Source organism: Aquitalea denitrificans (assembly GCF_009856625.1).
Taxonomy (GTDB): domain Bacteria; phylum Pseudomonadota; class Gammaproteobacteria; order Burkholderiales; family Chromobacteriaceae; genus Aquitalea; species Aquitalea denitrificans.
On sequence record NZ_CP047241.1, the window covers coordinates 3,654,468 to 3,678,318 of the forward strand.

Sequence of the window (23,851 nt, forward strand, 5' to 3'; positions counted from 1 at the left end):
TGGCCAAACAGCCAGTTCCTCCGCTGATCTCTGCCGGTCAGCCGCTGGCTTTTATCACCCCCAGACGCTGGCGTACCCACTGACGCAGGCTATCCAGATAGCTGTAAACCACCGGCAGCACAATCAGGGTAAGCAAGGTGGAGCTGACCATCCCGCCGATGATGGCATGCGCCATTGGTGCACGGGTTTCCGCGCCTTCGCTACCGCCAATGGCCATCGGCAACATGCCGAAGATCATGGCCAGGCTGGTCATCATGATGGGACGCAGGCGCACCCGCCCGGCCGCCACGATGGCCTCGCTGCGTGCCATGCCTTCGCGGCGTGACTGATTGATGAAATCAACCAGCAAAATACCGTTTTTGGCTGCCAGCCCCATCAGCATGATGATGCCGATGACCGAGAACATATTGAGGGTGGAGCCACACAGCCACAGCGCGACAAACACGCCGACAAAGGCCAGTGGCAGCGCCACCATGATGGCCAGCGGCATGGTGAAACTGCGGAACTGCGCCGCCAGGATCATGTAGATGAAGATCACCCCCATGGCCAGCGCCTGCAGCGCATAGCCCAGCGATTCTTCCATGTCGCGGCGCTCGCCCTCCTCGGCCAGTACCACTCCCGCAGGCAGCTTGAGTGCTGCGGTGATCTTGCTGATGTCGGCAAACACCGAGCCGGCATCGCGGCCGGCAATATTGCCGGTTACCGTTACCTGGCGCAGCAGGTCTACCCGGTCTATCTGGCGCGGGCTGAGCCCCGGGCTCAGCCGCGTCACCGTGGACAGCGGCACCATGCTGGCCGCCCCATTGGCATCGGCCCGGCCCGCCACGGTGATGATGTCCAGCAGCTCATTGCGCCGCTCGCTTCGCGGCACCTGCAGCAGGACATCATAGTTTTCGCCATCCGGCGCTTCCCAGCTGCCCACCACATCGCCAGCCAGCAGCTGCGACAGGGTACTGCCCACCCGGTTGAGATCCACCCCCAGGCTGGCGGCGGCATCACGCCGTACTTCCAGCTTGATGGCCGGGTCGGCATCGGACAGGCTGCTTTGCAAATCCCCCACGCCCTTGACCTTGGCCAATTGGCTGATCAGGAGATTGGCCGCGGCATCCAGTTCGCCAAGATTGCTGCCGCGCAAACCGATATTGATGGGTTTGCCACCCGGCCCTTCCTTGCCCATTTCCTCCACCGACACGATTTCCACCCCGGCCACATGGCTAGCCAGGCTACGTGCCCGCTGCATCACGCTGAACAGGCTGTGGTTGCGGCTGGTTTTGCTGCCCAGATCCACCAGCAACTGGCCGTCGGTCTTGCTGGCGCTGAAGCTGCTGCTGCCTGCCGTCAGCTGGATGGAGCGCACGGCGGGTAACTGGCGCAACAGGGCTTCCAGCTCGCGCCCCTTGCCGGCGGTGTAATCCAGCGAGGAGCCAGGAGCGGTCTTGTACGACAGGGCAAACTTGCCCTTGTCCTGGCGCGGCATGAATTCACCACCAATGCGCGGCACCAGCAGAAAACTGCCCAACAGCAGCAACAACGCCGCCAGTAGTACGGTCTTGCGGTGGGACAAGGCCCAGCGGATGCCCCGCACATAGTGTTCGGCCATGCGGTCCAGCGAGCTTTCGAACCAGTCCAGGCATTTGCCCAGCGGGCCACGGTGAGGGTCGCCATGCTGGTGCGGGTCGGGCCAGATCGACGACAGCATCGGGTCGAGCGTAAAGCTGACCAACATCGAGATCAGCACGGCCACGGTGACGGTAAGGCCAAACTGGTGGAAGAACTTGCCGATAATGCCGCTCATGAAGCCTACCGGCAGAAACACCGCCACCACGGTCAGCGTGGTGGCCAGCACGGCCAGGCCGATTTCATTGGTGCCATCCTGCGCTGCCTGGTAGTGGCTTTTGCCCAGCTGGCGGTGGCGAACGATGTTCTCCCGCACCACGATGGCATCGTCGATCAGCAGACCGATGGATAGGGACAGCGCCATCAGCGTCATCAGGTTGAGGGTGAATCCCAGGGCCTGCAGCGCAAACAGGGTACCGATCAGCGCCACCGGCAGGGTCAGGCCGGTAATTACCGTGCTGCGCCAGCTGCCCAGAAACAGGAACACGATCAGCACGGTGAGGCCGGCACCTTCCAGCAGGGTGGCTTCCACATTGGCCAGCGATTTCTTCACATCCTCCGACTTGTCGTAGCTGACATGGACATGGGTGCCGGCCGGCATGCGGCCTTGCATGGCGTGGATGACCTGTTTCACGCCATCGGCCACTTCCACCACATTGGCACCACGCGCCGCACGGATATCAATGCCCACGCCCGGCTTGCCGTCGATCAGCGTCAGGCTGGATGCTTCGGCTTCGGCATCGCTCACCGTGGCTACATCCGACAGGCGGATGGTGCTGCCATTGCGATAGCCGGTCACCAGATTGGCAAAGTCTTCCGGCGACTTGAGCTTGCCGCTTACCCGCACGTTCATTTCATTGCTGGCGCTGCTGACCGCACCGGCCGGGTAATCGCGGTTGCCGGCCCGGATGGCATCGGCAACTTCCTGCAGGGAAAGGCCGCTGGACTCCAGCCGATAGGGGTCGACATCAATACGGATCTGACGCTTGAGCCCGCCCACCAGCTTGACCTCACCTACCCCGGTAACAATCTGCAGCCGCTTTTTCAGGGTATTTTCCAGCCAGGTGGTGAGCGTGCGCTGGGATACCTGGCTGGAACTGAAGCTGATGGACAACAGCGGCTGGTCGTTGGGATTGAACTGCGATACCGAAGGAGTATCGATTTCACGGCGGAAGCGCCCCTGCACCCCGCCTACCCGATCGCGCACATCCTGCACCGCCACCGCCGGGTCCACCGTCAGGGCAAATTCCACCACGATGGTGGAACTGCCCTCAAACGAGTACGAACGGATATGCTTGATGCCGTTGATGGTGTTGATGGCCTCTTCCAGCGGACGGGTGACTTCGCTCTCCACCACCTCGGGCGAGGCACCGCTGTAATGGGTGCTAACCACTGCCACCGGGAAGCGGATATCCGGCAACTCTTCCACCGGCAGACGCGACCAGGCAAACAAGCCCAGCACCAGCAATGCCAGCATCAGGACAGTAGCAAAATAGGGATTGCGCACGCTGACACGGGTCAACCACATGCTGTGTCCCTCATTTCAGTTCGGTTGGCAGGGTAACGGCATCACCGCTGGCCACGCCCAGCAAGGGTGCAGCCAGCACCACCTGGCCGGGATTCAGCCCCGTCACGGCCAGCTTGCGTTCGCTCTGCGACCACAGCAGCACCTTGACCGGCTGATGTTTGAGCCGCCCCTGTGTCACCAGCATCACCCAGGGCTGCCCCTGCAGATCCTGTACCGCGGTTTGCGGCAGCACCACCTGCCCGGTCAGTTCGCGCAGAACCACGCCACCCTTGGCAAACTGCCCGGCCTTGAGGCGGCCATCGGCATTATTCACGCGGATATAAATGAGGAAACTGCGGGTCCCGCTCTGCGCCACCGGATTGACCCGTACCACCTCGCCCGTAGACTCGTCCGGCAGCCCCTCCACGCTGAAACGTGCCTGCTGGCCGGGTTTGATGCGGCCAATCCACTGCGACGGCACACTGGCACTCAACTCCAGCACACCGAGGTCGGCAATGGAAAACAGCCGGGTATTCTTGGCGGCGATTTCACCGGGGTTGATCTTGCGCTCGTACACTACACCAGCAATCGGTGCACGTACCACACTATCCGCTTGCAAACGGCGGGCGCGGGCCAGCTGGCTGCTTTGTGCCTGCAGCTCACCCTGGCGGACGGTGTATTCGCTTTCGGCCTCGTCATAGGCCAATTGGGAAATGAAGCCCTTCTGCAGCAGCTCGTGCTGCTTGTCCAGCTTGATGCGCGCCAGCTTCAGCCTAGACTGATTACCGGCCAGCTGGGCCTGCTGTTCGCTGACCGACTGGTCCAGCGACTCCGAATCCAGCCGTGCCAGCACCTGGCCCTGACGTACGACCTCGCCCTCGCGCACCAGCACATCGCGCACACGGGCTTCCACCTCGGCGGCAATACTGCTGCTTTTGAGCGCAGCCAGCGTGCCGGTAAACGGCAGGGTATCACGCAGATCTCTACGCACAACCACTTCGATATCGGCGCGTGACAGTGCACGGGACGGCGTTTGTGTGGCCACGGCAGATGCCGCTTCCTTGCTGCCAGCAGAGTCCTCATGCCCACCACAGGCAGCCAATCCCCCTAACACGATTCCCCAGCCCAGCCAGCTTACCTTCATGTTTTTCTTGTTTCCTTCGTGATTATTACGGTGCAGCCGCCATGGATGGCGTCACACCTCTGGGCAGCAGCATCCACAGGCTGCCGCTTTGCTTCATCTTGCCGGCATACATCCCCGCCTCGCTGCCATAGCCCCAGAACAGGTCAGCCCGTACCGCACCACGAATGGCGCTGCCGGTATCCTGGGCATGTACCAGCCGGGTAAGCGGCTGCTGGGACAGCGGCCAGGTGGTAGCCAGATATACTGGTGTTCCCAGAGGGATGTAGCGCGGGTCCACCGCAATGCTGTAGCCACCGGTCAGCGGCACGCCCAGCGCACCCGCCGGGCCGCTGTCTCCTCCCGGCAATGCCTTGAAGAAAACATAGCTGGGGTTGACGGCAAACAGCTCCTGCTGTCGTCCCGGATTGGCCTTGATCCAGGCCTGGATACCCTGCATGGACGCTGCCGACAACGGCATCTCGCCCTTGTCGACCAGCCATTTGCCGATGGACTGATAGTTGTAGCCGTTCTGCTCGGCGTAACCGACATGCAGAAAACTGCCATCTTCCAGTTGAATACGCCCGGAACCCTGCACCTGCAGGAAGAACAGTTCGACCGGGTCCTCCACCCAGGCCAATATCGGCGCACTGGACACGCCCTTGCCCTGAGCAATTTCGGCACGCGTGTAATACGGCAGCAGACGGTTGCCGGATAAACGTCCCTTCAGTTTTCCGCTGCGGTTATCTACCGGAAAGTCAGTCGGACGGATTTCCACTTCGCCAGCGCCCGCCACCGTCTTGCCTGCCAGCAACTGCAAGCGGTTGCTAGCTATCCGGCGCGCCACCAGCACACTGCTGCCGCGCACAGCTGCGGGATAATCCAGAACCAGTAGATCAGCTGGTACACCATAAACCGGCCAGGGCGTGCGCTCACTGCGAGTGCGGCTACCATTGAGCAATGGTTCGTAATAACCGGTAATCAGTCCGCTGCTACTGCTGCCATCATGCACTGGCCAGGCATTGAAGCGGCTTTCGAAGAACTGGCGTACCTGCACTGCGTCGTCTGCCGGCATGTGGGCAGCATCAGCACACACAGACTGCCAGGCTACCTTGCGCACCAGGGCCTTGCAGCTTTGCTGCAGCGCCAGCAGGGTATCGCCCATTTTCTGCTGCTGCCAGGCAGGCAGGGCAGACGGGCTAAGCTGGCCACTACTACCAGACAGGGGCGGGGTATACGTAGTAGAACAGGCCGCAAGCCACAACAGCGACAGGGATAACAACAAACGTTTCAACATGGCAGCAACATCAATAAATAGGTGGGGAAACAGGCCGGGAATGCCAGCCGCTCATGTTACCGCGCGGGACTTCCGGCTGCACGGCGCTCAGCGCGATGGGACCACGCTATCCACAGCAGGTTCTGGCAGCGGCCACTTTTCATCGAGCCGCAACAAAACTGCAAACAAAGCTGGCTAACATGGCCAGCACAACACAGTCTACTGGCGCACCATCGCAATGGTCGGCCAGGCCATCACGCTGCTTGAAACAAGGAGATATTTCATGAAACGCCTTTTTGCCCGTTCTGCCCTGTTTGCAACCCTGGCCCTCTCTATCGGTGGCAGCGCCATGCTGGCACATGCCGAAGATGCTCCGGTCAGCGATGAACAACTGGCCAGCAACGTCAAGAATGCACTGGATGCTGACCCGGAGCTGAAAACCCTTGACCTGCACGTGGTCAGCAAGAAGCAGGAAGTCACCATTGACGGCAAGATGACCGACGACCAGCAAATGTACAAAGCCGGCGTGATTGCCGAAAAAGTACCGGGCGTAAAGTTTGTCATCAACAATATGAATATGTGATTCTGCAGTCCGTCAGCGGACTGCTTGCTGTCTATACGCCCCCAGCGCATGGGGGCGTTTTCATTTGTCAGCCGACTCTGAAAATTCGTCATGACGTCAGGATTCACAGCAGATCACCACCTGCACCATCCCGCAATCACCACGCCAGTTCCCACCACCTGCAGCAGCTAGCTAGTTACCCCCGGTAATCGGTACAGCACATCATCATCACCCATCATGCCAACACCTGAGCAAGCTGCTCATTTTGCCCGTAATTAAAAGAAAATAAACCAAAATAAGCGCAAGATATCGTAAAAATACTGCATTAAACCACCGCACCCTGATGCATTGACCCCACTCGCCGTCGTTCGCACACTCTGCTCCGCGCTGACCGCCAGACTGTGCGGTCCAGCTTTTTACCGTCAATCATCAGGAGTATTCATGAAAATCCGCACAGTAGCAGTCTGTCTGCTTTGCGCGTTTCCCGTCATGGCCGCGGCAGAAGTCAGCCTCTATGGCAGTCTGCGTGTGGGGGTGGACAGCATGAAAAGCACAGATACCGGTTTTCACCGCAGCACGGGCATAGATGATTTCAGCAGCCGGGTCGGCTTCAAGGGAGAAGAAACCCTGGATGGGCAATTGCAGGCCATCTGGCAAGTGGAAACCGGCCTGGCCATGGACGGCGTGGCAACCGGTGGCAGCGGTAGTGGCACGCTGGCCAACCGCATGAGCTTTGTCGGCCTGCAAGACCGCTGGGGCAAGCTGCGGGCAGGCTTTATCGACGACGTGCTCACCAATACCCAGGCCACCGACATCTTTGGCAGCCCGCGTCGTGAAGCCTCCAGTGGCATTGCCTACCCACTGTATGAAGCACGCGACATCTTTGGCAGCAACAACTACGGCGATAGCCGCTCCAGAAACAGCTTGCGCTACGACAGTCCGCGCCTTCTGGGCCTGGCAGCAGCCCTGCAGTACGGTGCAGGAGAAGCGCAGGCTGGCGGACGCAAGACGGGTGACACCTGGGGGATGAGGCTGAGTTATGAAAATGCCGGCTACTTCATCAACTACGCCTTGATGACCCGGCTGAATGCGATAGACAGCCACAACAGCAGCATCCACCGGCTGGAAGCAGGCATGCAGGCAGAAAAACTCGAGCTGGCCGCAACGCTGCAGCAAATCAGGCTGTACGGCAATGCCTACAAGAACAAGGACAACAGCAGCGATTTCGAAATTCCCGGCATCCTGCAGCAAAGCGGCATTGCCGCCAGCGGCAATAACAAGCTCACCAGCCAGGTGCTGGCTGTCAGCGCCGCCTACCGCATTGGCAACTTCAAGCCCATGGCCCTGTATTCCCATCGCGGCAAGGTGCGCATGGATGGCCAGTCGCTCAATTGGTCGGCCAACCAATGGGCAGCCGGGGTGGAGTACAGCATGAGCAAACGCACGCGTCTGAACGCCGGTTATGGTCAGGTAAGGCAGAATGCGGGTGGCCAGAGCGCGCTGGCCTGGGCCGAGTCCACCGCCAGTACGGGCTGGCTGATGATGCGTACCGACTTCTAACCCGCCTCAGCTACTGCCCTGAAAATGCCAAAGCCCGCCAGACGGCGGGCTTGCTGCATGAAACATGCCTTGATTTACATCGCTTCCAGCGCCAGCAATTCTGCCATGGTCTGACGGCGACGGATCAGCCGCGGTCCGGTAGTGTCCAGCAATACTTCCGGCAGCAAGGGGCGGCTGTTGTAGTTGGAAGACATGGTAGCACCATAGGCTCCGGCATCATGGAACACCAGCCAGTCACCTACTTCGGCCTGCGGCAACTGGCGGCTTTCCACCACACCGCCTTCCTGCTGGGTGAATACATCGCCAGATTCACACAGCGGGCCGGCCACCACGGTAGCCACCGCGCCGCTCTTTTCACGGCCATCGCGCTGCAGTACCGAAATTTCATGGTAACTGCCATATAGCGAAGGACGCATCAGATCGTTGAAACCGGCATCCACCAGCACAAAATGGCGGCTACCCATATCCTTGACCGCCCGTACCTCAGCCACCAGCGCACCGGACTCAGCCACCAGGAAGCGGCCCGGTTCGATTTCCAGCCGCACCGTGTGGCCCAGCAGTTGCTCTACTTCCTTGCGCGCACTATCCCACAGCTGGAAGTAGTGATCGGTATCGATACGGCTGTCGCTGTCGCGATACGGAATGGACAAACCACCCCCCGCGGAAATCGCCTCGATATCCTGCCCCAGACTACGCACCAGCTCCACCATGGCACCGCAAACCTGCTGCAGATGGCCATAGTCCACGCCGGAGCCGATATGCATGTGGATGCCCACCAGCTTGAGGCCAGATGTGGCAATCACTTCCAGCGCAGCCGGCAGGTCAGCATGCCAGATACCATGCTTGCTGTTTTCGCCACCGGTATTGGTCTTGTGGCTGTGGCCATGACCAAAACCCGGATTGATGCGCAGCCACACGCGGTGGCCAGGCGAACGCTCGCCCAACTGACGCAGCATGTCGATACTGCCGGCATTGACAACAATGCGTTCGGCCACCACCTGCTCCAGCGTGGCACGGTCCAGCACATCAGCGGTAAACACCACTTCGGACGGTTCAGCCGAGCTCAAGTCGTAACCTGCCTGCCGCGCACGTTCTATTTCGCCTAGTGACACTGCATCAACCATCACACCCTGCTCACGCATCAGCCGCAGGATATGGGTATTGGAATTGGCCTTCTGCGCATAGCGAATCACATCGAACTGTTTGAGCTGAGCAATACGAGCCCGAATCACAGCGGCGTCATATACCCACAGCGGTGCGGAAAATTGTTCGGCCAACGCGGCCAGTTGCGGTGCAGAAAAGGTTTTCATGGCAATCCATTGATGGTTTTGCATGAGTGTGCCGTGGCTACTGGCAAAAATAAAATATCAATTTATCGACAGGTCTTTCATTTATGATATGGACTTTTCAGCTCAGCCGTATCAGCCATGTCTTTCAGCCTGCGCCATGTGGAAATTTTCCACGCCATCATGACCAGCGGCAGCGTGACCGAAGCCGCCAGCCTGCTCAATACCTCCCAGCCCACCATCAGCCGTGAACTGGCACGGCTGGAACAGCTAAGCGGGCTGGTCCTGTTTGAACGCATCAGGGGTCGGCTTCGCCCCACCCTGCAAGCGCTGCAGCTGTTCGAGGAAGTCCAGCGCTCCTATCTGGGGCTGGAGCGCATTGTCAGCACCGCCCAGGCCCTGCGCCATTTTGACGAAGGTCAGCTGTCCATTGCCTGCCTGCCGATGTTTTCCCAGGCGGTCCTGCCCATTGTCTGCCAGCGCTTTTTGCAACGCTATCCCAAGGTCGGGCTGAATATCACGCCGCAGGAATCTCCCCTGCTGGAAGAATGGCTGGCGGCTCAACGGCATGATCTGGGTTTGAGTGAAAGCCATATCCAGCCACCTGGCACCAGCCAGCAGCCGGTGTTCTGTGCCGACGAGGTGGCCGTACTGCCGGAAAATCATCCGCTGGCCAACAAGAACGTGCTGGAATTGGCCGACTTCGCCGGGCAGGCCTTTGTCAGCCTGTCGGCCAGCGACATCTACCGCCAGCAGCTCGATGCCCTGTTTGCCTCACAGGGCATCGAACGCCAGCTCAGGCTGGAAACCCACAGTGCCGCCTCGGTATGCAGCATGGTGCAACAAGGCATCGGGCTGGCAGTGGTAAACCCACTGACTGCTCTGGCCTTCGCCGGTCATGGTGTCATCATCAGACCGCTGTCAGTATCGCTCCCCTTCCGGGTCAACTTGCTACGCCCCTTGCACCGCCCTGCATCCACGCTGGTGGATAGTTTTGCCCAACTGCTGTGCGAGGTGCTGGGCGAAATGCAGGCTGGCAACATGAAATAAGGTTCTCCGGCCCGCAAAAAATGATAATGGCATTAACATTTTCGACTATACCGATATCACAGCATCGTTTAGCAGACTGAAACGTGCTGCCGGCAATGCTCGGGGAGGGGCTTGCAAGTTGTCATTCCTAAAGCAGCAGTTATCCGGGGATAGAAATGCGTAACAACCAGCCTGTCAGTTCTCACGAATTATTCTTGCACCCGCAGCGCCCCATCGTGACCAAGACCGATCTGAAGGGACACATCACCTACGCCAACCGTGCCTTCATTGAAATGAGCGGCTTTTCCGAAAAAGAGTTGCTCGGCCAGCCACATAATGTGGTACGCCATCCGGACATGCCGGTGGAAGCCTTTGATGATCTGTGGCAAACCATCAAGGCCGGCCATCCCTGGCGCGGGTTGGTGAAAAACCGCAGCAAACAGGGTGACTACTACTGGGTAGATGCCTATGTCACCCCCATCCGCGAGAACGGCAATACCGTTGGCTACATGTCGGTACGCAGCGCACCGGACAAGCAGCAATGCCAGCAGGCCGAGCAGCTGTACGCCGATATCCGCGCCAAACGCAGCAACTTCCCTGCCACACGCCAGCACAAGGCAATGAGCATGCAAAAGCTGCTCACCCTATCCATGCTGCCACCCATCATTGCCCTGCTGGCGGAGTACATCCTGCCGGAAAGCATTGTTCACGACATTCTCAATGCAGGCAGCATCATCTGGCTGATTGGTGCGGCAGTACTGATTCACAAATGCCTGGCGACGCCACTTGAACATGCAAAGCAAGGTCTGGCCAAATTGGCAGAAGGCAATTTCAAGGAAGCCATTCCCCAATCGGGCTGTCAGGATATACGCCACATGCTGGAAATGCTGGAAACCACGCGCATCAATACCCGCGCCGTGCTGGCCGATGTGGTGACCGGTGCCCATGATATCAGTCTGGCAGCCACGGCCACACATACGGAAGCGAGCAATCTGCAAAAACGCGGCGAACATGCGCTGGAAGGGATAACCCGGGTGGCTGCCGCGCTGGAGCAGCTGTCGGTATCAGTGAATGAAATCTCCATCACCACCCGCAGGGGTGCCGCCCATGCCACCGAGGCCACCAGCCTGGCCGACGAAGGCGAAGCCAAGATGCTGCAGACCCGCCATGCCACCCAGCAAGTCATGGGAGAGTTCGAGCACACCCGGGATGCGATTCAGATTCTGGAAAAATCTGCAGAGGAGATAGGATCGGTCACCTCGGTGATCAAGGACATCGCCAATCAGACCAATCTGCTGGCACTCAATGCGGCAATCGAAGCAGCTAGGGCGGGCGAGCAGGGACGCGGATTTGCCGTGGTGGCCGATGAAGTACGCAAGCTGGCAGAGCGTACGGCGGGCAATACCCAGGAAATCGAGCAGTCCATCAATGTGCTGCACGAACGGACTCGCCAGGTATTGCAGAATGTGCAGACTGCGCTGGACAAGGTGCAAGGGGTAGACAGCGCCATCAGCAACGCCAGCAGCAGTCTGGAAGCCATCCGCCAGGCCAATCAGGGCGTATCGGTATCGGCGGCAAACGTGGCGGAAATGCTGCAGCAGCAATCATCTGCCTCCACCGAAGTAGCGCAGAACATGGAAACCATGAGCGCGCTGACCGAGCAGAACAGCCAGAGCATTGCCAACGCACGTGATGTAGCGGAACAGTTGCACACCACCGCCCATGATCTGAAGCGACTGGTCAGCCATTTCGAACGCCATCTCTGAGCCAGGCAAGCGCCACCGCGAAAGCAGGCGCTTTTGCTACAATAGCGCGGGACGCTGCCGACAAAGGCAGCAGACCGACTCCCACCAGGCGGCCAACGGCCGCCTTTTTGTACTTGCTGCCCCCTGCCCGACAGCCAGTCAACCCGGATTGCCAGGAGTAGATTCCGCTTGAAACTGCGTACCGTACTGCGCATTGCGCTGCTGCTGATACTGATGGACATTGCCGCCGTCAGCGCTTTTCGCGCCAGCGTGGACGGTTCGCTGGAAGAACTGCGTACAGCCAACACCCAAAGGCTGGAGCTGTACGCCAATAGCCTGAACAGCGAAATCGGCCACTACGCCCGCCTGCCCAGCCTGCTGGGGCTGTCCCCCTATGTGGAAGGACTGCTGCACGTACCGGAAGACCGCCAACGCCAGCAGGCAGCCAATGACTATCTGGAACGCCTGAGCCAGCGTACCGGAGCCAGCGCCATCTACATCATGGACAGCAGCGGCATTGTGCGTGCCACCAGTAACTGGCGGCAGCCAGACAGTTATCTGGGCGAAAACGATGCCTTCCGTGCCTATTTCACCGACGCCATGAGCGGCCAGCCCGGCCGTTTCTTCGGCGTGGGCACTACCCGTAGCGAAGCCGGCTATTACCTGTCCGAACCGCTAAGCAGCCACGGCCACATCATTGGTGTGGCCGTGGTGAAGGTAAACATGGAATACCTGGAGAAGCTGTGGCGGGAGAACAAGACTACCGTCATGGTCAGTGACCAGAACGGCGTGGTGATTCTGGCTACCGAGCCGGGCTGGAAATTCAGCACACTCAAGCCCTTCAGCAGGGCACTGCAAGATGCGTTTGACCGCAATCTGCAATACAACCGCAAACGCCTGCTGCCACTGGGACTGGAAGAACGGCGCAGCCTGGGCGACGGCAGCCATATCTACCGACTGAACCAGAGCGGCCGCCGTACCCTCAGCCGGCTGGCCTACCCGCGCGACATGCTGGGTCAGTCGCTGCAGCTGCCACTCTCCAGCTGGAAGCTGACCGTATTGTCCAGTCTGGATCCTGTCTACCAGTTGGCCTACAACCGTGCGGCCCTGGCCGCCGTACTGACCCTGCTGAGTCTCACCGGCATTCTGTGGCTGAACGAACGCCGCCGCCGCCTGCGCGACAAATTATCGGCACGCGAGGCTCTGCAGCAAGCTTACCGGGAACTGGAACGCAAGGTAGAAGAGCGTACTGCCGACCTGTCGCGCGCCAACCAGCAGCTGCAAGAAGAAATCAGCGAACGCATCCGTACCGAACAGCATTTGCGCCAGACCCAGGACAATCTGGTGCAGGCGGGCAAGCTGGCCGTGTTGGGCCAGTTGGCCACCGGCATCGCCCACGAACTGAACCAGCCGCTGGCGGCACTGCGCACCCTGTCGGGCAATGCCATCAAGTTTCTGGAGCGCCAACAAAACGAAACCGCCCGTACCAATCTGCAAACCATCTGCCAGTTAGTGGACAAGATGGGTGAGATCACCAGTGCGCTGAAGGGCTATTCGCGCAAATCAACCAGTAGCCTGGGCACCGTGGATATCAGCCTGGCCATCGATAGTGCCCTGCTATTGCTGCGCAATCGCCTGGAAGACAGCCGGGTCAGGATTCTACGACCACACGCCCCCGAGCCATGGCAGGCCCGCTGCGATCCCAATCGTTTCGAGCAGGTGCTGGTGAATCTGCTGGCCAATGCATTGGATGAGCTGCAAGACAAGCCGGACGGCTGTATAGAAATCAGCGGCCACCGTACGACCGAACAACTGGTACTGCAAATCCGCGATAATGGCCCCGGCCTGCAGGACGCCGTGCGTGCGCAGCTGTTTGAGCCCTTTGTCACCACCAAGCCGGCCGGCATCGGCCTGGGACTGGGGCTGACCCTTAGCGCCGGCATCATTGCCGAGGCCGGCGGCAGCCTGAGTGCCGACAATCACCCGCAGGGCGGTGCCGTGTTCACCATCACCCTGCCGCTTGCTACAAAGGAATACCGCCATGTTTGATGGCATGAAAGTGTTGATCATCGAGGATGATCCGGATGTCCGGCTGGGCTGCGAGCAGGCACTGATGCTGGAAGGACTGGATGCCCGCGGCGTCTCCAGTGCCGAGCAGGCACTGGGCCTGCTGCATCAGGGCTTTCCCGGCGTGGTGGTGAGCGACATCCATCTGCAGGGCCAGGATGGCATGGCCTTGCTACGGGCACTGAAAGCCCAGGACGCCAGCCTGCCTGTCATCCTGATCACCGGTCATGGTGATGTCAGCCTGGCGGTACAGGCGATGAAGGATGGTGCCTACGACTTCATCGAAAAGCCCTTCTCCCCCGAACGGCTGCATGAAGTGGTCTGCCGCGCCATGGAGCAACGTCGCCTGAGCCTGGAAGTGGAAACCCTGCGCCGTCAGCTACAGGACAAGCAAAGCCTGGAATCGCGGCTGATTGGCCGCTCGCCGGCCATGGAAAAAGTGCGCCGCATGATTGCCGACCTGGCCGACACCTCCGCCAATGTGCTGATTCTGGGTGAAACCGGCACCGGCAAGGAGCTGGTGGCGCGTTGCCTGCATGAAATCAGCCGGCGTCAGAAACACAATTTCGTTGCGGTCAACTGTGGCGGTCTGGCAGAAAACCTGTTCGAGAGCGAAATCTTCGGCCACGAGGCACACGCCTTTACCGGTGCGGCCAAGCGCCGTATCGGGCGCATCGAATACGCCAATAACGGTACGTTGTTTCTGGATGAAATCGAAAGCATGCCGTTGCCGCTGCAAATCAAGATGCTGCGCGTATTGCAGGAGCGCACCCTGGAGCGGCTGGGGTCCAACACCCCCATTGCGGTGGATTGCCGGGTGATCTCCGCCACCAAGGCCGACCTCAAAGCCATGGGCAATAACGGCAGCTTCCGTAGCGACCTTTACTACCGGCTAAACGTGGTGACGCTACAATTGCCGCCGCTGCGCGAACGCCGCGAAGACATTCCGCTACTGTTCGAATACTTCCTGCTGCAATCGGCCAGCCGCTTTGACCGCCCCACCCCGCAGCTGGAAGCCCACGAACAGGCCGAGCTGCTGGCTTACGACTGGCCCGGCAATGTGCGGGAGCTGCGCAATGTGGCCGAGCGCTATGTACTGGGTATCCGCACCCCGTTGTCCGAATCCGGCGAGCTGAGCCAGAGCCTGCCGCTGGCAGAGACGGTAGAGGCATTCGAGCGTGCGCTGATTGCCGAGGAATTCCGCCGCCACGGTTACAGCCTGAGCCGCACCAGCGAAGCCCTGAAAGTGGCCAAGACCACCTTGTTCGACAAACTGAAGAAATACGGTCTGAATCAGCCAGGCTGATTGTGTCTGTCCGGCCCCGGCCATCCGGTGGCCCGACAAGGACACATAAAAAAAGCGGCCACCGGGGCCGCTTGCCAAAGGCTGCTTGATCAGTCGCCACACCATGCTGTCGCTGCGGGGGGATCTCACCCGATTGGGTGTCGCAATCGACAGACAGGCCGGTGCAGCGCCTGTCAGCCAGCTCAATAGGTGTAGAACATGCGTTGCAGTTCTTTGGTGTCGTGGGTCTTGGTCAGACCCAGCATCAGCAGGATGCGGGCTTTTTGCGCATTCAGCGTGTCGCTAACCACCAGATCTTCCTGATCGTCATTAGCCTCACCGTTGCGGGCCACGATGCCATTACCTACACGCGAGCTGCGTACCACAAGCACGCCTTTTTTGCGGGCATCGCGGATGGCCGGCATCATCTGGGCAGCGATACTGCCATCGCCTACACCAGCTTGCACGATACCCTGAGCACCGGCTGCGATGTCGGCGTCCATGGCCACGCGGTCCATGTTGGCATAACCGTAAACGATGTCGACGCGCGGCAGGCTGTTCAGCTTGGATACATCAAATTCGGTATCCGCAGTGTTCTTGCGGGTGGACATGCGGTAGAAGTGCGGCTTGTTGTCCTGCATGTAACCCAGGTAGCCCAGCTCCGGCGTCTTGAAGGTGTCGGTAGTGGAAGTGTTGGTCTTGGTCACTTCACGTGCCGCGTTGATCTGGTCGTTCAGCGCCACCAGCACACCCTTGCCGACTGCATCCTTGCTACCAGCCAGAATCACGGCGTTGTACAGGTTGATCGGGCCGTCAGCACTGATGGCGGTAGACGGGCGCATGGAGCCCACCACCACGACCGGCTTCTTGCTCTTCACCACCAGATCCAGGAAGTAAGCGGTTTCTTCGATGGTGTCGGTACCGTGGGTAATCACCACGCCATCCACATCCTTCTGCGCCAGCAGCTCGTTCACGCGCTTGGCCAGTTTCAGCCACACTTCGTTGGTCATGCTTTCGCTGGCGATCTGGGCAACCTGCTCACCACGCACATCCGCTACCTTGGACAGCTCGGGCACGGCGGCAATCATCTTGTCCACGCCCAGCTTGGCTGCAGTGTAACCAATGGTGGTGGTACTGCTGGCACCGGTACCGGCAATGGTGCCGCCAGTAGCCAGAATCACCACATGCGGTTTGGCAGCCTCGGCCGCCTGGGCGGATTGACCACACAGTGCAGCCATCACGGCAGCGCTGGACAGCAGCATTTTGAAGGTTTGTTTCATGTCTCTTCTCTTTGTAGAAAGACTAGTGGGGATGTCGTTGCCGGGAAGCAACTGGCTGCAGCGATCAGCCCCGCGTCCTGCCTGTCCGCCTGTATCGGCGGCTTGGGCAGGCCGGGATCTGTCACTGGATTTTTATAGGGTAAAACGGTGGCAGGGCCTTAGGGAGCTCAGGCCTGTTCTTCTGCCAGTGCCGGGTTAACCTGTGCGGCATCTGCATCGATATCGCCTTCGGATGCAGCCACCACGGTAGTTGCAATCGCATTACCCAGTACATTGGTCGCAGTGCGGCCCATATCCAGGAAGTGGTCGATACCCAGAATCAGCAGAATGCCTGCTTCCGGAAGATTGAACATCGGCAGTACGGCAGCCACGACCACCAGCGATGCACGCGGTACACCGGCAATGCCCTTGCTGGTGATCAGCAGGATCAGCAGCATGGTGATTTGCTGGCCCAGCGTCAGATGGATGTTGGCAACCTGGGAAATGAACAGGGCGGCAAACGAGGTGTACATGATGGAACCGTCCAGGTTAAAGGAGTAACCCAGCGGCAATACAAAACCGGAAATCCGTTCCTTGATACCAAAGCGTTCCAGTTGCTCCAACAGGGTCGGGTAAGCGGCCTCGCTACTGGCAGTGGCAAAACCCAGCATCAGCGGCATGCGGATAGTCTTGAGCAGAGCAAAAATCTTCTTGCCGACAAAACCGTAAGCGGCAGCAATCATCAGCATCCACAGGCAGAACAGCGCCAGATAGAAGCTACCCATGAACTTGGCGTACATGGCCAGAACGCCCAGGCCATCCGCAGTAATGGTGGAAGCAACGGCACCAAACACGCCTACCGGTGCAAACATCATCACGATATTGGTTACGCGCAGCATGATGTTGGCCAGTTGTTCCAGACCCTTCATCAGCAGTTCCGGCTTCGGACCCTTATAAGATGCGATGGCAAAACCAAAGAACACCGAGAACACCACCACTTGCAGCACTTCATTCTTCGCCATGGCGTCAAAGAAGCTGGTGGGGAACATGTGGGTGATGAAGTCCTTCAGGTTCAGTGCACTGGCTTTCACTGCCGGACCGGAAGCATCGGCCATCGGCAAGGTATAGCCCACACCCGGTTGCAGGGCATTGGCAAAGATCAGGCCCAGGAACAGGGACACCAGGGAAGCACCCATAAACCAGCACATGGCTTTCAGCCCTACGCGGCCTACAGAACGGGAATCGCTACTGCCAATACCATGCACCAGGGTAGACATCACCAAGGGGGCAATGATCATCTTGATCAGACGCATGAACACGTCGGTCAGAATGGAAAAATAACCCGCAACGTCCTTCAGTTGCTTCGGATCGGTAATCGAGGTGTGACAGCCATAGCCGACTGCGATACCCAGAACGAGGGCAATCAAGACCCACAGGGTAATCTTGTTGGTTTTCACGAGCGTTTCTCCAGAGTAACCCGGCTTTGCGACCGGTGTTGAGTACGCTCTACACAGCAGAAATCGTGCCAAGAAAAATTCACAAAACATCAATACAAGTAATTGATTTTAATAGTTAAAAATTAAATTACATCGGCATTGATTCGGAAATCCGAACCAGGTAACAAGCAGGCGTTTGGAAACCCGACCACAACACCGGAATAGACAAGACAAAAGAAGGTAATCACTGACAGGCCCAGCAGCGGCGTAAGTTGCGCCATGACGCAATGATTTGCGCATAAACATTACTGCCCGCAAGGCCCTGGTCACCAGCGGGCGCCGCAATGAAAAACGGCCTGCCGCATGACGCGACAGGCCGTTGAATCTGGTGGGCCCTGCGGGGCTCGAACCCGCGACCAAAGGATTATGAGTCCTCTGCTCTAACCAACTGAGCTAAAGGCCCGAAGGGGGGCATTATAACAGAATGAAATAAAAATCCCCAAGCCCTGATGCAAGCGGCTTGGGGATGCCATACTTAAAGACAGGCTGAATTACTGACCGCCAGGCTCGTTGTCCAGGAAGCTGCGCAGACGCTCCGAACGGGTCGGATGACGCAGCTTGCGCAGGGCTTTGGCTTCAATCTGACGGATACGCTCACGGGTCACGTCAAACTGTTTGCCCACTTCTTCCAGGGTGTGGTCGGTATTCATATCGATACCAAAACGCATGCGCAATACCTTGGCCTCACGCGGGGTCAGGGTATCCAGCACTTCCTTGGTGGCGTCCTTCAGGCTGGAGTACATCGCAGCATCAGACGGTGCCAGGTTGTTCTGGTCTTCGATGAAGTCGCCCAGATGGGAATCGTCGTCATCGCCGATCGGGGTTTCCATGGAGATAGGCTCCTTGGAAATCTTCATGATCTTGCGAATCTTCTCTTCCGGCATTTCCATCTTTTCCGCCAGTTCGGCCGGATCCGGCTCACGACCGGTTTCCTGCAGAATCTGACGCGAAATGCGGTTCATCTTGTTGATGGTTTCAATCATGTGCACCGGAATACGGATGGTGCGGGCCTGGTCCGCGATCGAGCGGGTAATGGCCTGACGAATCCACCAGGTAGCATAGGTCGAGAACTTGTAACCACGACGGTATTCGAACTTGTCCACCGCCTTCATCAAGCCGATATTGCCTTCCTGGATCAGGTCGAGGAACTGCAGGCCACGGTTGGTATACTTCTTGGCGATGGAAATCACCAGACGCAGGTTGGCCTCGATCATTTCCTTCTTGGCACGCCGAGCCTTGGATTCACCCGCCGACATCTGGCGGTTGATTTCCTTGAGCTCCTTGATCGGCAACATGGCGCGATCCTGCAGCTCGGACAGCTTGGTTTGCTTCTCGATGATGGCGTACTTGAAGCGGGTCAGTGCCTCGCTCCAGGCCTTGCCGGAATCGATTTCGGTCTCCACCCAGGCGGTGTTGATTTCGTTGCCGGGGAATACCTTGATGAAGTGGGTGCGGTCCATGCGCACGCGGGTGACGCAGATGTCCTGGATATCACGCTCGAAGGTGCGGATTTCATTGACACGGCGACGCAGCGATTCACACAGCGATTCGATCTGGCGAGTGGAGAAGCGCACCATCATGAATTCGGTGGTGATCGCGTCTTGCAGCTCCAGATAGCCCTTGGACTTGGAGCCTTCTTTTTCCAGCACCTTGACCATCTTGTCGAACATCATGCGCACGCCGGCAAAGTGTTCCAGCGTCTGCTGTTTCAGCTCTTCCAGATTGGCCAGATTGGCGGCTTCGGCACTGGCTTCGTCATCTTCGGCTTCTGCTTCCTCGTCTTCGAGCAGTGCATCTTCCTCGACTTCCGGCTCAGCAAACGGCAGCGCCGCTTCAGCCGTATCGGCATTCGGATCGATGAAACCGTCTACTACCTCGTCAACGCGGATTTCTTCCTTGCTGATGCGCTCAACCAACTCCAGCACTTCGGCCACGGTTCCCGGACAAGCCGAGATCGCCAGAATCATGTGCTTGAGGCCGTCTTCGATACGCTTGGCGATTTCGATTTCGCCTTCGCGGGTCAAGAGCTCAACCGAACCCATTTCACGCATGTACATGCGCACCGGATCGGTGGTACGGCCAAATTCGGAATCCACCGACGACAATGCCGCCTCGGCTTCTTCCACCGCGTCTTCGTCAGCAACAGCGGGAGTGGCATCGGACATCAGCAGGGTTTCTGCATCCGGCGCTTCGTCGTAAACCTGGATGCCCAGACCGGAAATCATCGTGACGATGTTTTCAATCTGCTCGGCATCGGACACATCTTCCGGAAGGTGGTCGTTGATCTCGGCGTAGGTGAGATAACCACGTTCCTTGCCCAGGGCAATCAGCTGGCGCAGGCGTTTACGCTGCTCTTCCAGGCTCATTACCTGTTCTTCGTTGTCCTGTACGTCTTTTTGATTTTCGGGAGAGGCCGCCATTTTGCTTCCTGCTTAAAATAAGCCGAAAAAAACAGTTGATGATAACACAACTACGTCACCCCTGCCCCGGCTCACATTGGCGAGCCGAGCAGGTCTCGGAGCAGTTCCCTGAATAATGCTTTCTCTTCCGGACTTAGACCTTCATTACGGTCTTTCAGTTTTAGCCTTTCCACCTGGGCTTCACGCAACATTTTCAGCAATCTGGCGTTGCCATGCTGAAACTGGGTGCGGTCATCCTCACCGGGGTCGGCAAACTCATCCGGATCCTGCATGGCCTGGTGCAGCACACTGTCGATCAGCCCTTCGTAGGGGGTGCCGCGCAAGCCCTCTATCAATTGCGCCGTATTGGGCGGCTGCTCGTGTCCCTGCACACTTTCGGCCAACATCGCAAAGCAGGCCAGTTCGTCGGACAGCGGCAGGCTGTCCGGCAAGCTCACATCGCTGGCCCACGCCGGGTTCATCAGCAGCCACTTGATCTGCTTGTGAACAATGGGCGTGTTGATCTGGCGATATGATTCCTCTGGCAGGCGGTATTCCCGCTTGCCCTTGCGCTCCGGCGCCTTCTTGCCTGTAGTCAGCATGTCGAAATCGTCGACGTCCATGCCGGCAAGTTCTGCCAGCCGCTTTCTGATCATGAAGCCAAGCGCCGGTGCTGCAATCTGTGCCAGAAGCGGGCTGGCCTGTTTGATCAGGTCGGCCCGCCCTTCTGGCGTATTCATGTCCACGCGGCCAGTCAGCTCGCGGGTAAAGTAAACCGATAGCGGCAGACTGTGCTCTGCCAACTGCTGTTCGAATGCTTCGGTACCGAACTCCCGCACATAGCTGTCCGGGTCGTGTTCCTGTGGCAAAAACAGAAAATTCAGCGCCTTGCCATCCTGCAATTGCGGCAGGCTGTTCTCCAGCGCACGCCAAGCGGCCTTCTGACCCGCCTTGTCGCCGTCAAAGCAGAAATACACCTGATCGGCATGGCGCATCAGCTTGCGCACATGTTCGCCGGTGGTGGCCGTCCCCAGCGTGGCCACGGCATAGTTGATGCCGTATTGTGCCAATGCCACCACATCCATATAACCTTCAACCACCAGCACGCGGTTCTTCTCGCGGATAGCCTGGCGGGCTTCGTACAGGCCGTACAGTTCACGGCCTTTTTCGAACAGCACCGTTTCCGGCGAGTTCAGATACTTCGGCTCTCCCTTGCCCAGCACGCGGCCACCAAAACCGATGATGGCACCGCGCTGATTGCGGATGGGAAACATCACCCGCTCACGGAAACGGTCGTAACGCTTGCCGCTTTCCTCATTGAAAATGACCAGACCGGCATCTACCAGCTTGTCATCCTGATACTGCGGAAAAATGGCCTGCAAGTTCTGCCATTCACCCGGGGCGTAACCCAGACCAAAGCGTGCAGCCACTTCCCCACTCACCCCACGCCCTTTCAGATAACTGATGGCAACAGGGGCCGACTTCAACTGCTGCTTGAAATAGCCGGCACTCAGCTGCATCACTTCTTCCAGCGATAACTGTCGCTCACGTGCGGCACGCGTGGCTTCCGGATTGACGCTGCGCACCTCTGGCACCGGCATGCCAATGCTGTCGGCCAGCATTTTCACCGCATCGACAAAGCCCAGCCCCTGGTATTCCATGACGAAACCAATGGCGGAGCCGTGTGCACCACAACCAAAACAGTGATAGAACTGCTTGCTGGGGCTGACCGTGAAGGAGGGGGATTTTTCCTTATGGAAAGGGCAGCAGGCCAAATAGTTCTGACCGGCTTTTTTCAGCGGGACATAGCGATCCACCACGTCGACCAGGTCGACACGGGACAACAACTGATCAACAAAGTCCTGTGGAATCAACGCCGAACACCTGCCTTAACACGGGGAAACAAATACCGGGCCAAACTGTACCCGGCCAGAGATCAGGCGGCGAGCCTGGCCTTGATACGCGCAGAAACCAGCGCCATGTCGGCACGGCCGGCCAGTTGCGGACGCAGAAGGCCCATGACCTTGCCCATGTCCTGCATGGAGACAGCTCCACTATCGACAACAGCCTTGGCTACCAGATCGTCGATTTCGGCCTCGGACAGTTGCTGCGGCATATAGGCCATCAGCACAGTCATTTCAGCCTTTTCCCTGTCGGCCAGATCCTGGCGCTGAGCAGCTTCGTATTGCGAGACGGAGTCACGACGCTGCTTGAGCATCTTGTCGATCACTGCCACGATCGCGGCATCGTCAAGTTCGATGCGTTCGTCCACTTCCTTCTGCTTGATGGCGGCCATCAACAGGCGAATGGCAGCCAGACGCTCGGTGTCCTTTGCCTTCATGGCGGACTTCATGTCATCGCTGATGCGAACTTTGAGGCTCATGTCGTGCTCACAAGGGCCATGTCAAGACATGGCGTAAGAATTCTGGAGTACAAATGGCAAAACCGCAGGCCATGCCTGCGGTCCCGCTTTATGACCGATGCAACTCTTAGAAGAGTTTCGGCGGCAGCATCTGGCTGCGAATGCGCTTGTAGTGGCGCTTAACAGCAGCAGCATGCTTACGCTTGCGTTCGGTGGTCGGCTTTTCGTAGAACTCACGAGCGCGCAGTTCGGTCAGCAGACCGGTTTTTTCTACAGCGCGCTTGAAGCGACGCATGGCGACTTCGAACGGCTCGTTTTCTTTAACGCGAATATTCGGCATTGACTCAAGTATCCTTAGATTCCTAGGCGGCGGACGTAAGGCCACCTATAAAAAACAGCATTTTAACAACAATACGCGGTTTGGAAAAGTCTGAAGCATTCCCAGCAAGCTTTTTGTGGCGCTTTTGTGCATCACGGCTTGCGAGAAGAAATCACCCCCTCACTAGGAGAACTTGGTACAGCGCTATAAAAACGTTTCGGCATCCGTTCCGCACAGTAAGCGGCACGGCCTGCTTCGACAGCCAGTTTCATGGCATGTGCCATCATGACCGGATTGCCGGCAGCGGCAATCGCGGTATTCATCAGCACGCCATCGCAACCCAGTTCCATGGCAATGGCGGCGTCGGAGGCGGTACCCACCCCGGCATCCACCAGCACCGGTACACTGGATTGCTCGATGATCAGCTTCAGGTTCCACGGATTAAGGATGCCCATGCCGGAGCCGATCAGACTGGCCAGCGGCATGATGGCGCAGCAGCCTATCTGTTCCAGCTCTCGTGCAATAATCGGATCATCCGAGGTATACACCATGACATCAAAGCCTTCGGCCACCAGCACTTCGGCTGCCTTCAGGGTTTCCTTGACGTTGGGGAAGAGATTGCCGGAGTCACCCAGCACTTCCAGCTTCACCAGGCGATGGTCATCCAGCAGCTCGCGCGCCAGGCGCAAGGTACGGATGGCATCCTCGGCGGAATAACAGCCCGCCGTATTGGGGAGCAGAGTGTAGCGGTTCTGCGGCAAAAAATCGAGCAGATTGGGTTCGCCGGCATTCTGGCCCAGATTGACACGACGAATGGCAACCGTGACGATATCGCAGCCCGAGGCATCCAGCGCCTGTGCGGTCTGTTCGAAATCACGGTATTTGCCGGTACCTACCAGCAAACGGGAATTATAAGCCTTGCCTGCGATGACCAGTTGATCCTGCACCTTCCACTCCTTTGC

At 58.5% G+C, this 23,851-nt stretch carries 17 protein-coding genes and 1 tRNA gene; 6 read left to right on the forward strand and 12 right to left on the reverse strand.

All coding sequences use genetic code 11. From position 1 onward, the window contains the following. Nucleotides 1-37: 37 nt before the first annotated feature. From GSR16_RS16810 to mltA, 3 genes are read right to left on the reverse strand one after another with little or no spacing between them, the layout of a single operon-like run. Nucleotides 38-3,145: an efflux RND transporter permease subunit gene (locus GSR16_RS16810; RefSeq protein ID WP_159879398.1), complete on the reverse strand. Its 3,108-nt coding sequence runs from the start codon at nt 3,143-3,145 to the stop codon at nt 38-40. Nucleotides 3,146-3,155: 10 nt separating this feature from the next. Continuing rightward, nucleotides 3,156-4,268 carry an efflux RND transporter periplasmic adaptor subunit gene (locus GSR16_RS16815; RefSeq protein WP_159879400.1) on the reverse strand — a complete coding sequence of 371 codons (1,113 nt, stop codon included), beginning with the start codon at nt 4,266-4,268 and terminating at the stop codon, nt 3,156-3,158. A 25-nt stretch (nt 4,269-4,293) separates the two neighbouring features. Then, nucleotides 4,294-5,541: a murein transglycosylase A gene (mltA, locus tag GSR16_RS16820; RefSeq protein WP_159879402.1), complete on the reverse strand. Its 1,248-nt coding sequence runs from the start codon at nt 5,539-5,541 to the stop codon at nt 4,294-4,296. Between the two features lie 262 nt (nt 5,542-5,803). Between mltA and GSR16_RS16825 the strand changes: the two genes are divergently transcribed. Together GSR16_RS16825 and GSR16_RS16830 are read left to right on the forward strand one after the other, a co-directional pair. Beyond that, complete coding sequence (locus GSR16_RS16825; RefSeq protein ID WP_240902524.1) at nt 5,804-6,103, forward strand: BON domain-containing protein; 300 nt, start codon at nt 5,804-5,806, stop codon at nt 6,101-6,103. A gap of 420 nt (nt 6,104-6,523) precedes the next feature. Continuing rightward, a complete protein-coding gene (locus tag GSR16_RS16830; RefSeq protein ID WP_159879404.1) occupies nt 6,524-7,642 on the forward strand; it encodes a porin in 1,119 nt (372 codons plus the stop codon). Nucleotides 7,643-7,716: 74 nt separating this feature from the next. Here GSR16_RS16830 and lysA read toward each other — a convergent pair whose 3' ends face one another. After that, complete coding sequence (gene lysA, locus GSR16_RS16835; RefSeq protein WP_159879406.1) at nt 7,717-8,952, reverse strand: diaminopimelate decarboxylase; 1,236 nt, start codon at nt 8,950-8,952, stop codon at nt 7,717-7,719. Nucleotides 8,953-9,069: 117 nt separating this feature from the next. On the opposite strand from lysA, the gene GSR16_RS16840 reads away from it, so the two are divergent. The 4 genes from GSR16_RS16840 (at nt 9,070) to GSR16_RS16855 (ending at nt 15,075) form a co-directional block, all read left to right on the forward strand. Next, the gene (locus tag GSR16_RS16840) at nt 9,070-9,978 is read left to right on the forward strand and encodes a LysR family transcriptional regulator (RefSeq protein WP_159879408.1); all 909 of its coding nucleotides are present in this window, start codon (nt 9,070-9,072) and stop codon (nt 9,976-9,978) included. 215 nt (nt 9,979-10,193) lie between these two features. Then, entirely contained in the window at nt 10,194-11,723 is a 1,530-nt protein-coding gene (locus tag GSR16_RS16845) for a methyl-accepting chemotaxis protein (protein ID WP_240902525.1), read from the forward strand. 168 nt (nt 11,724-11,891) lie between these two features. Further along, complete coding sequence (locus GSR16_RS16850) at nt 11,892-13,751, forward strand: sensor histidine kinase (protein WP_205677453.1); 1,860 nt, start codon at nt 11,892-11,894, stop codon at nt 13,749-13,751. Next, nucleotides 13,744-15,075, forward strand: coding sequence for a sigma-54-dependent transcriptional regulator (locus GSR16_RS16855; protein ID WP_159879412.1), 1,332 nt, complete (start codon nt 13,744-13,746; stop codon nt 15,073-15,075). Before GSR16_RS16850 ends, GSR16_RS16855 begins: the two co-directional genes overlap by 8 nt. 182 nt (nt 15,076-15,257) lie before the next feature. On the opposite strand, the gene GSR16_RS16860 is transcribed toward GSR16_RS16855, so the two are convergent. From GSR16_RS16860 to GSR16_RS16895, 8 genes are all read right to left on the reverse strand, one after another. Further along, nucleotides 15,258-16,334 carry a type II asparaginase gene (locus GSR16_RS16860; RefSeq protein WP_159879414.1) on the reverse strand — a complete coding sequence of 359 codons (1,077 nt, stop codon included), beginning with the start codon at nt 16,332-16,334 and terminating at the stop codon, nt 15,258-15,260. A 167-nt stretch (nt 16,335-16,501) separates the two neighbouring features. Beyond that, nucleotides 16,502-17,770: a dicarboxylate/amino acid:cation symporter gene (locus GSR16_RS16865; RefSeq protein ID WP_159879416.1), complete on the reverse strand. Its 1,269-nt coding sequence runs from the start codon at nt 17,768-17,770 to the stop codon at nt 16,502-16,504. Between the two features lie 365 nt (nt 17,771-18,135). Then, a tRNA-Ile gene (locus tag GSR16_RS16870) sits at nt 18,136-18,212 on the reverse strand. An 88-nt stretch (nt 18,213-18,300) separates the two neighbouring features. Further along, on the reverse strand, nt 18,301-20,229 hold the full coding sequence (gene rpoD / locus GSR16_RS16875) for an RNA polymerase sigma factor RpoD (protein WP_159879418.1): 1,929 nt from the start codon (nt 20,227-20,229) through the stop codon (nt 18,301-18,303). 71 nt (nt 20,230-20,300) lie between these two features. Then, the gene (dnaG, locus tag GSR16_RS16880) at nt 20,301-22,082 is read right to left on the reverse strand and encodes a DNA primase (protein WP_159879420.1); all 1,782 of its coding nucleotides are present in this window, start codon (nt 22,080-22,082) and stop codon (nt 20,301-20,303) included. 62 nt (nt 22,083-22,144) lie between these two features. Continuing rightward, on the reverse strand, nt 22,145-22,591 hold the full coding sequence (locus GSR16_RS16885; protein WP_159879422.1) for a GatB/YqeY domain-containing protein: 447 nt from the start codon (nt 22,589-22,591) through the stop codon (nt 22,145-22,147). Between the two features lie 106 nt (nt 22,592-22,697). Continuing rightward, nucleotides 22,698-22,910 carry a 30S ribosomal protein S21 gene (gene rpsU, locus GSR16_RS16890; protein ID WP_059284939.1) on the reverse strand — a complete coding sequence of 71 codons (213 nt, stop codon included), beginning with the start codon at nt 22,908-22,910 and terminating at the stop codon, nt 22,698-22,700. 131 nt (nt 22,911-23,041) lie between these two features. After that, on the reverse strand, nt 23,042-23,836 hold the full coding sequence (locus GSR16_RS16895) for a thiazole synthase (protein WP_240902526.1): 795 nt from the start codon (nt 23,834-23,836) through the stop codon (nt 23,042-23,044). Between the last annotated feature and the right edge of the window lie 15 nt (nt 23,837-23,851).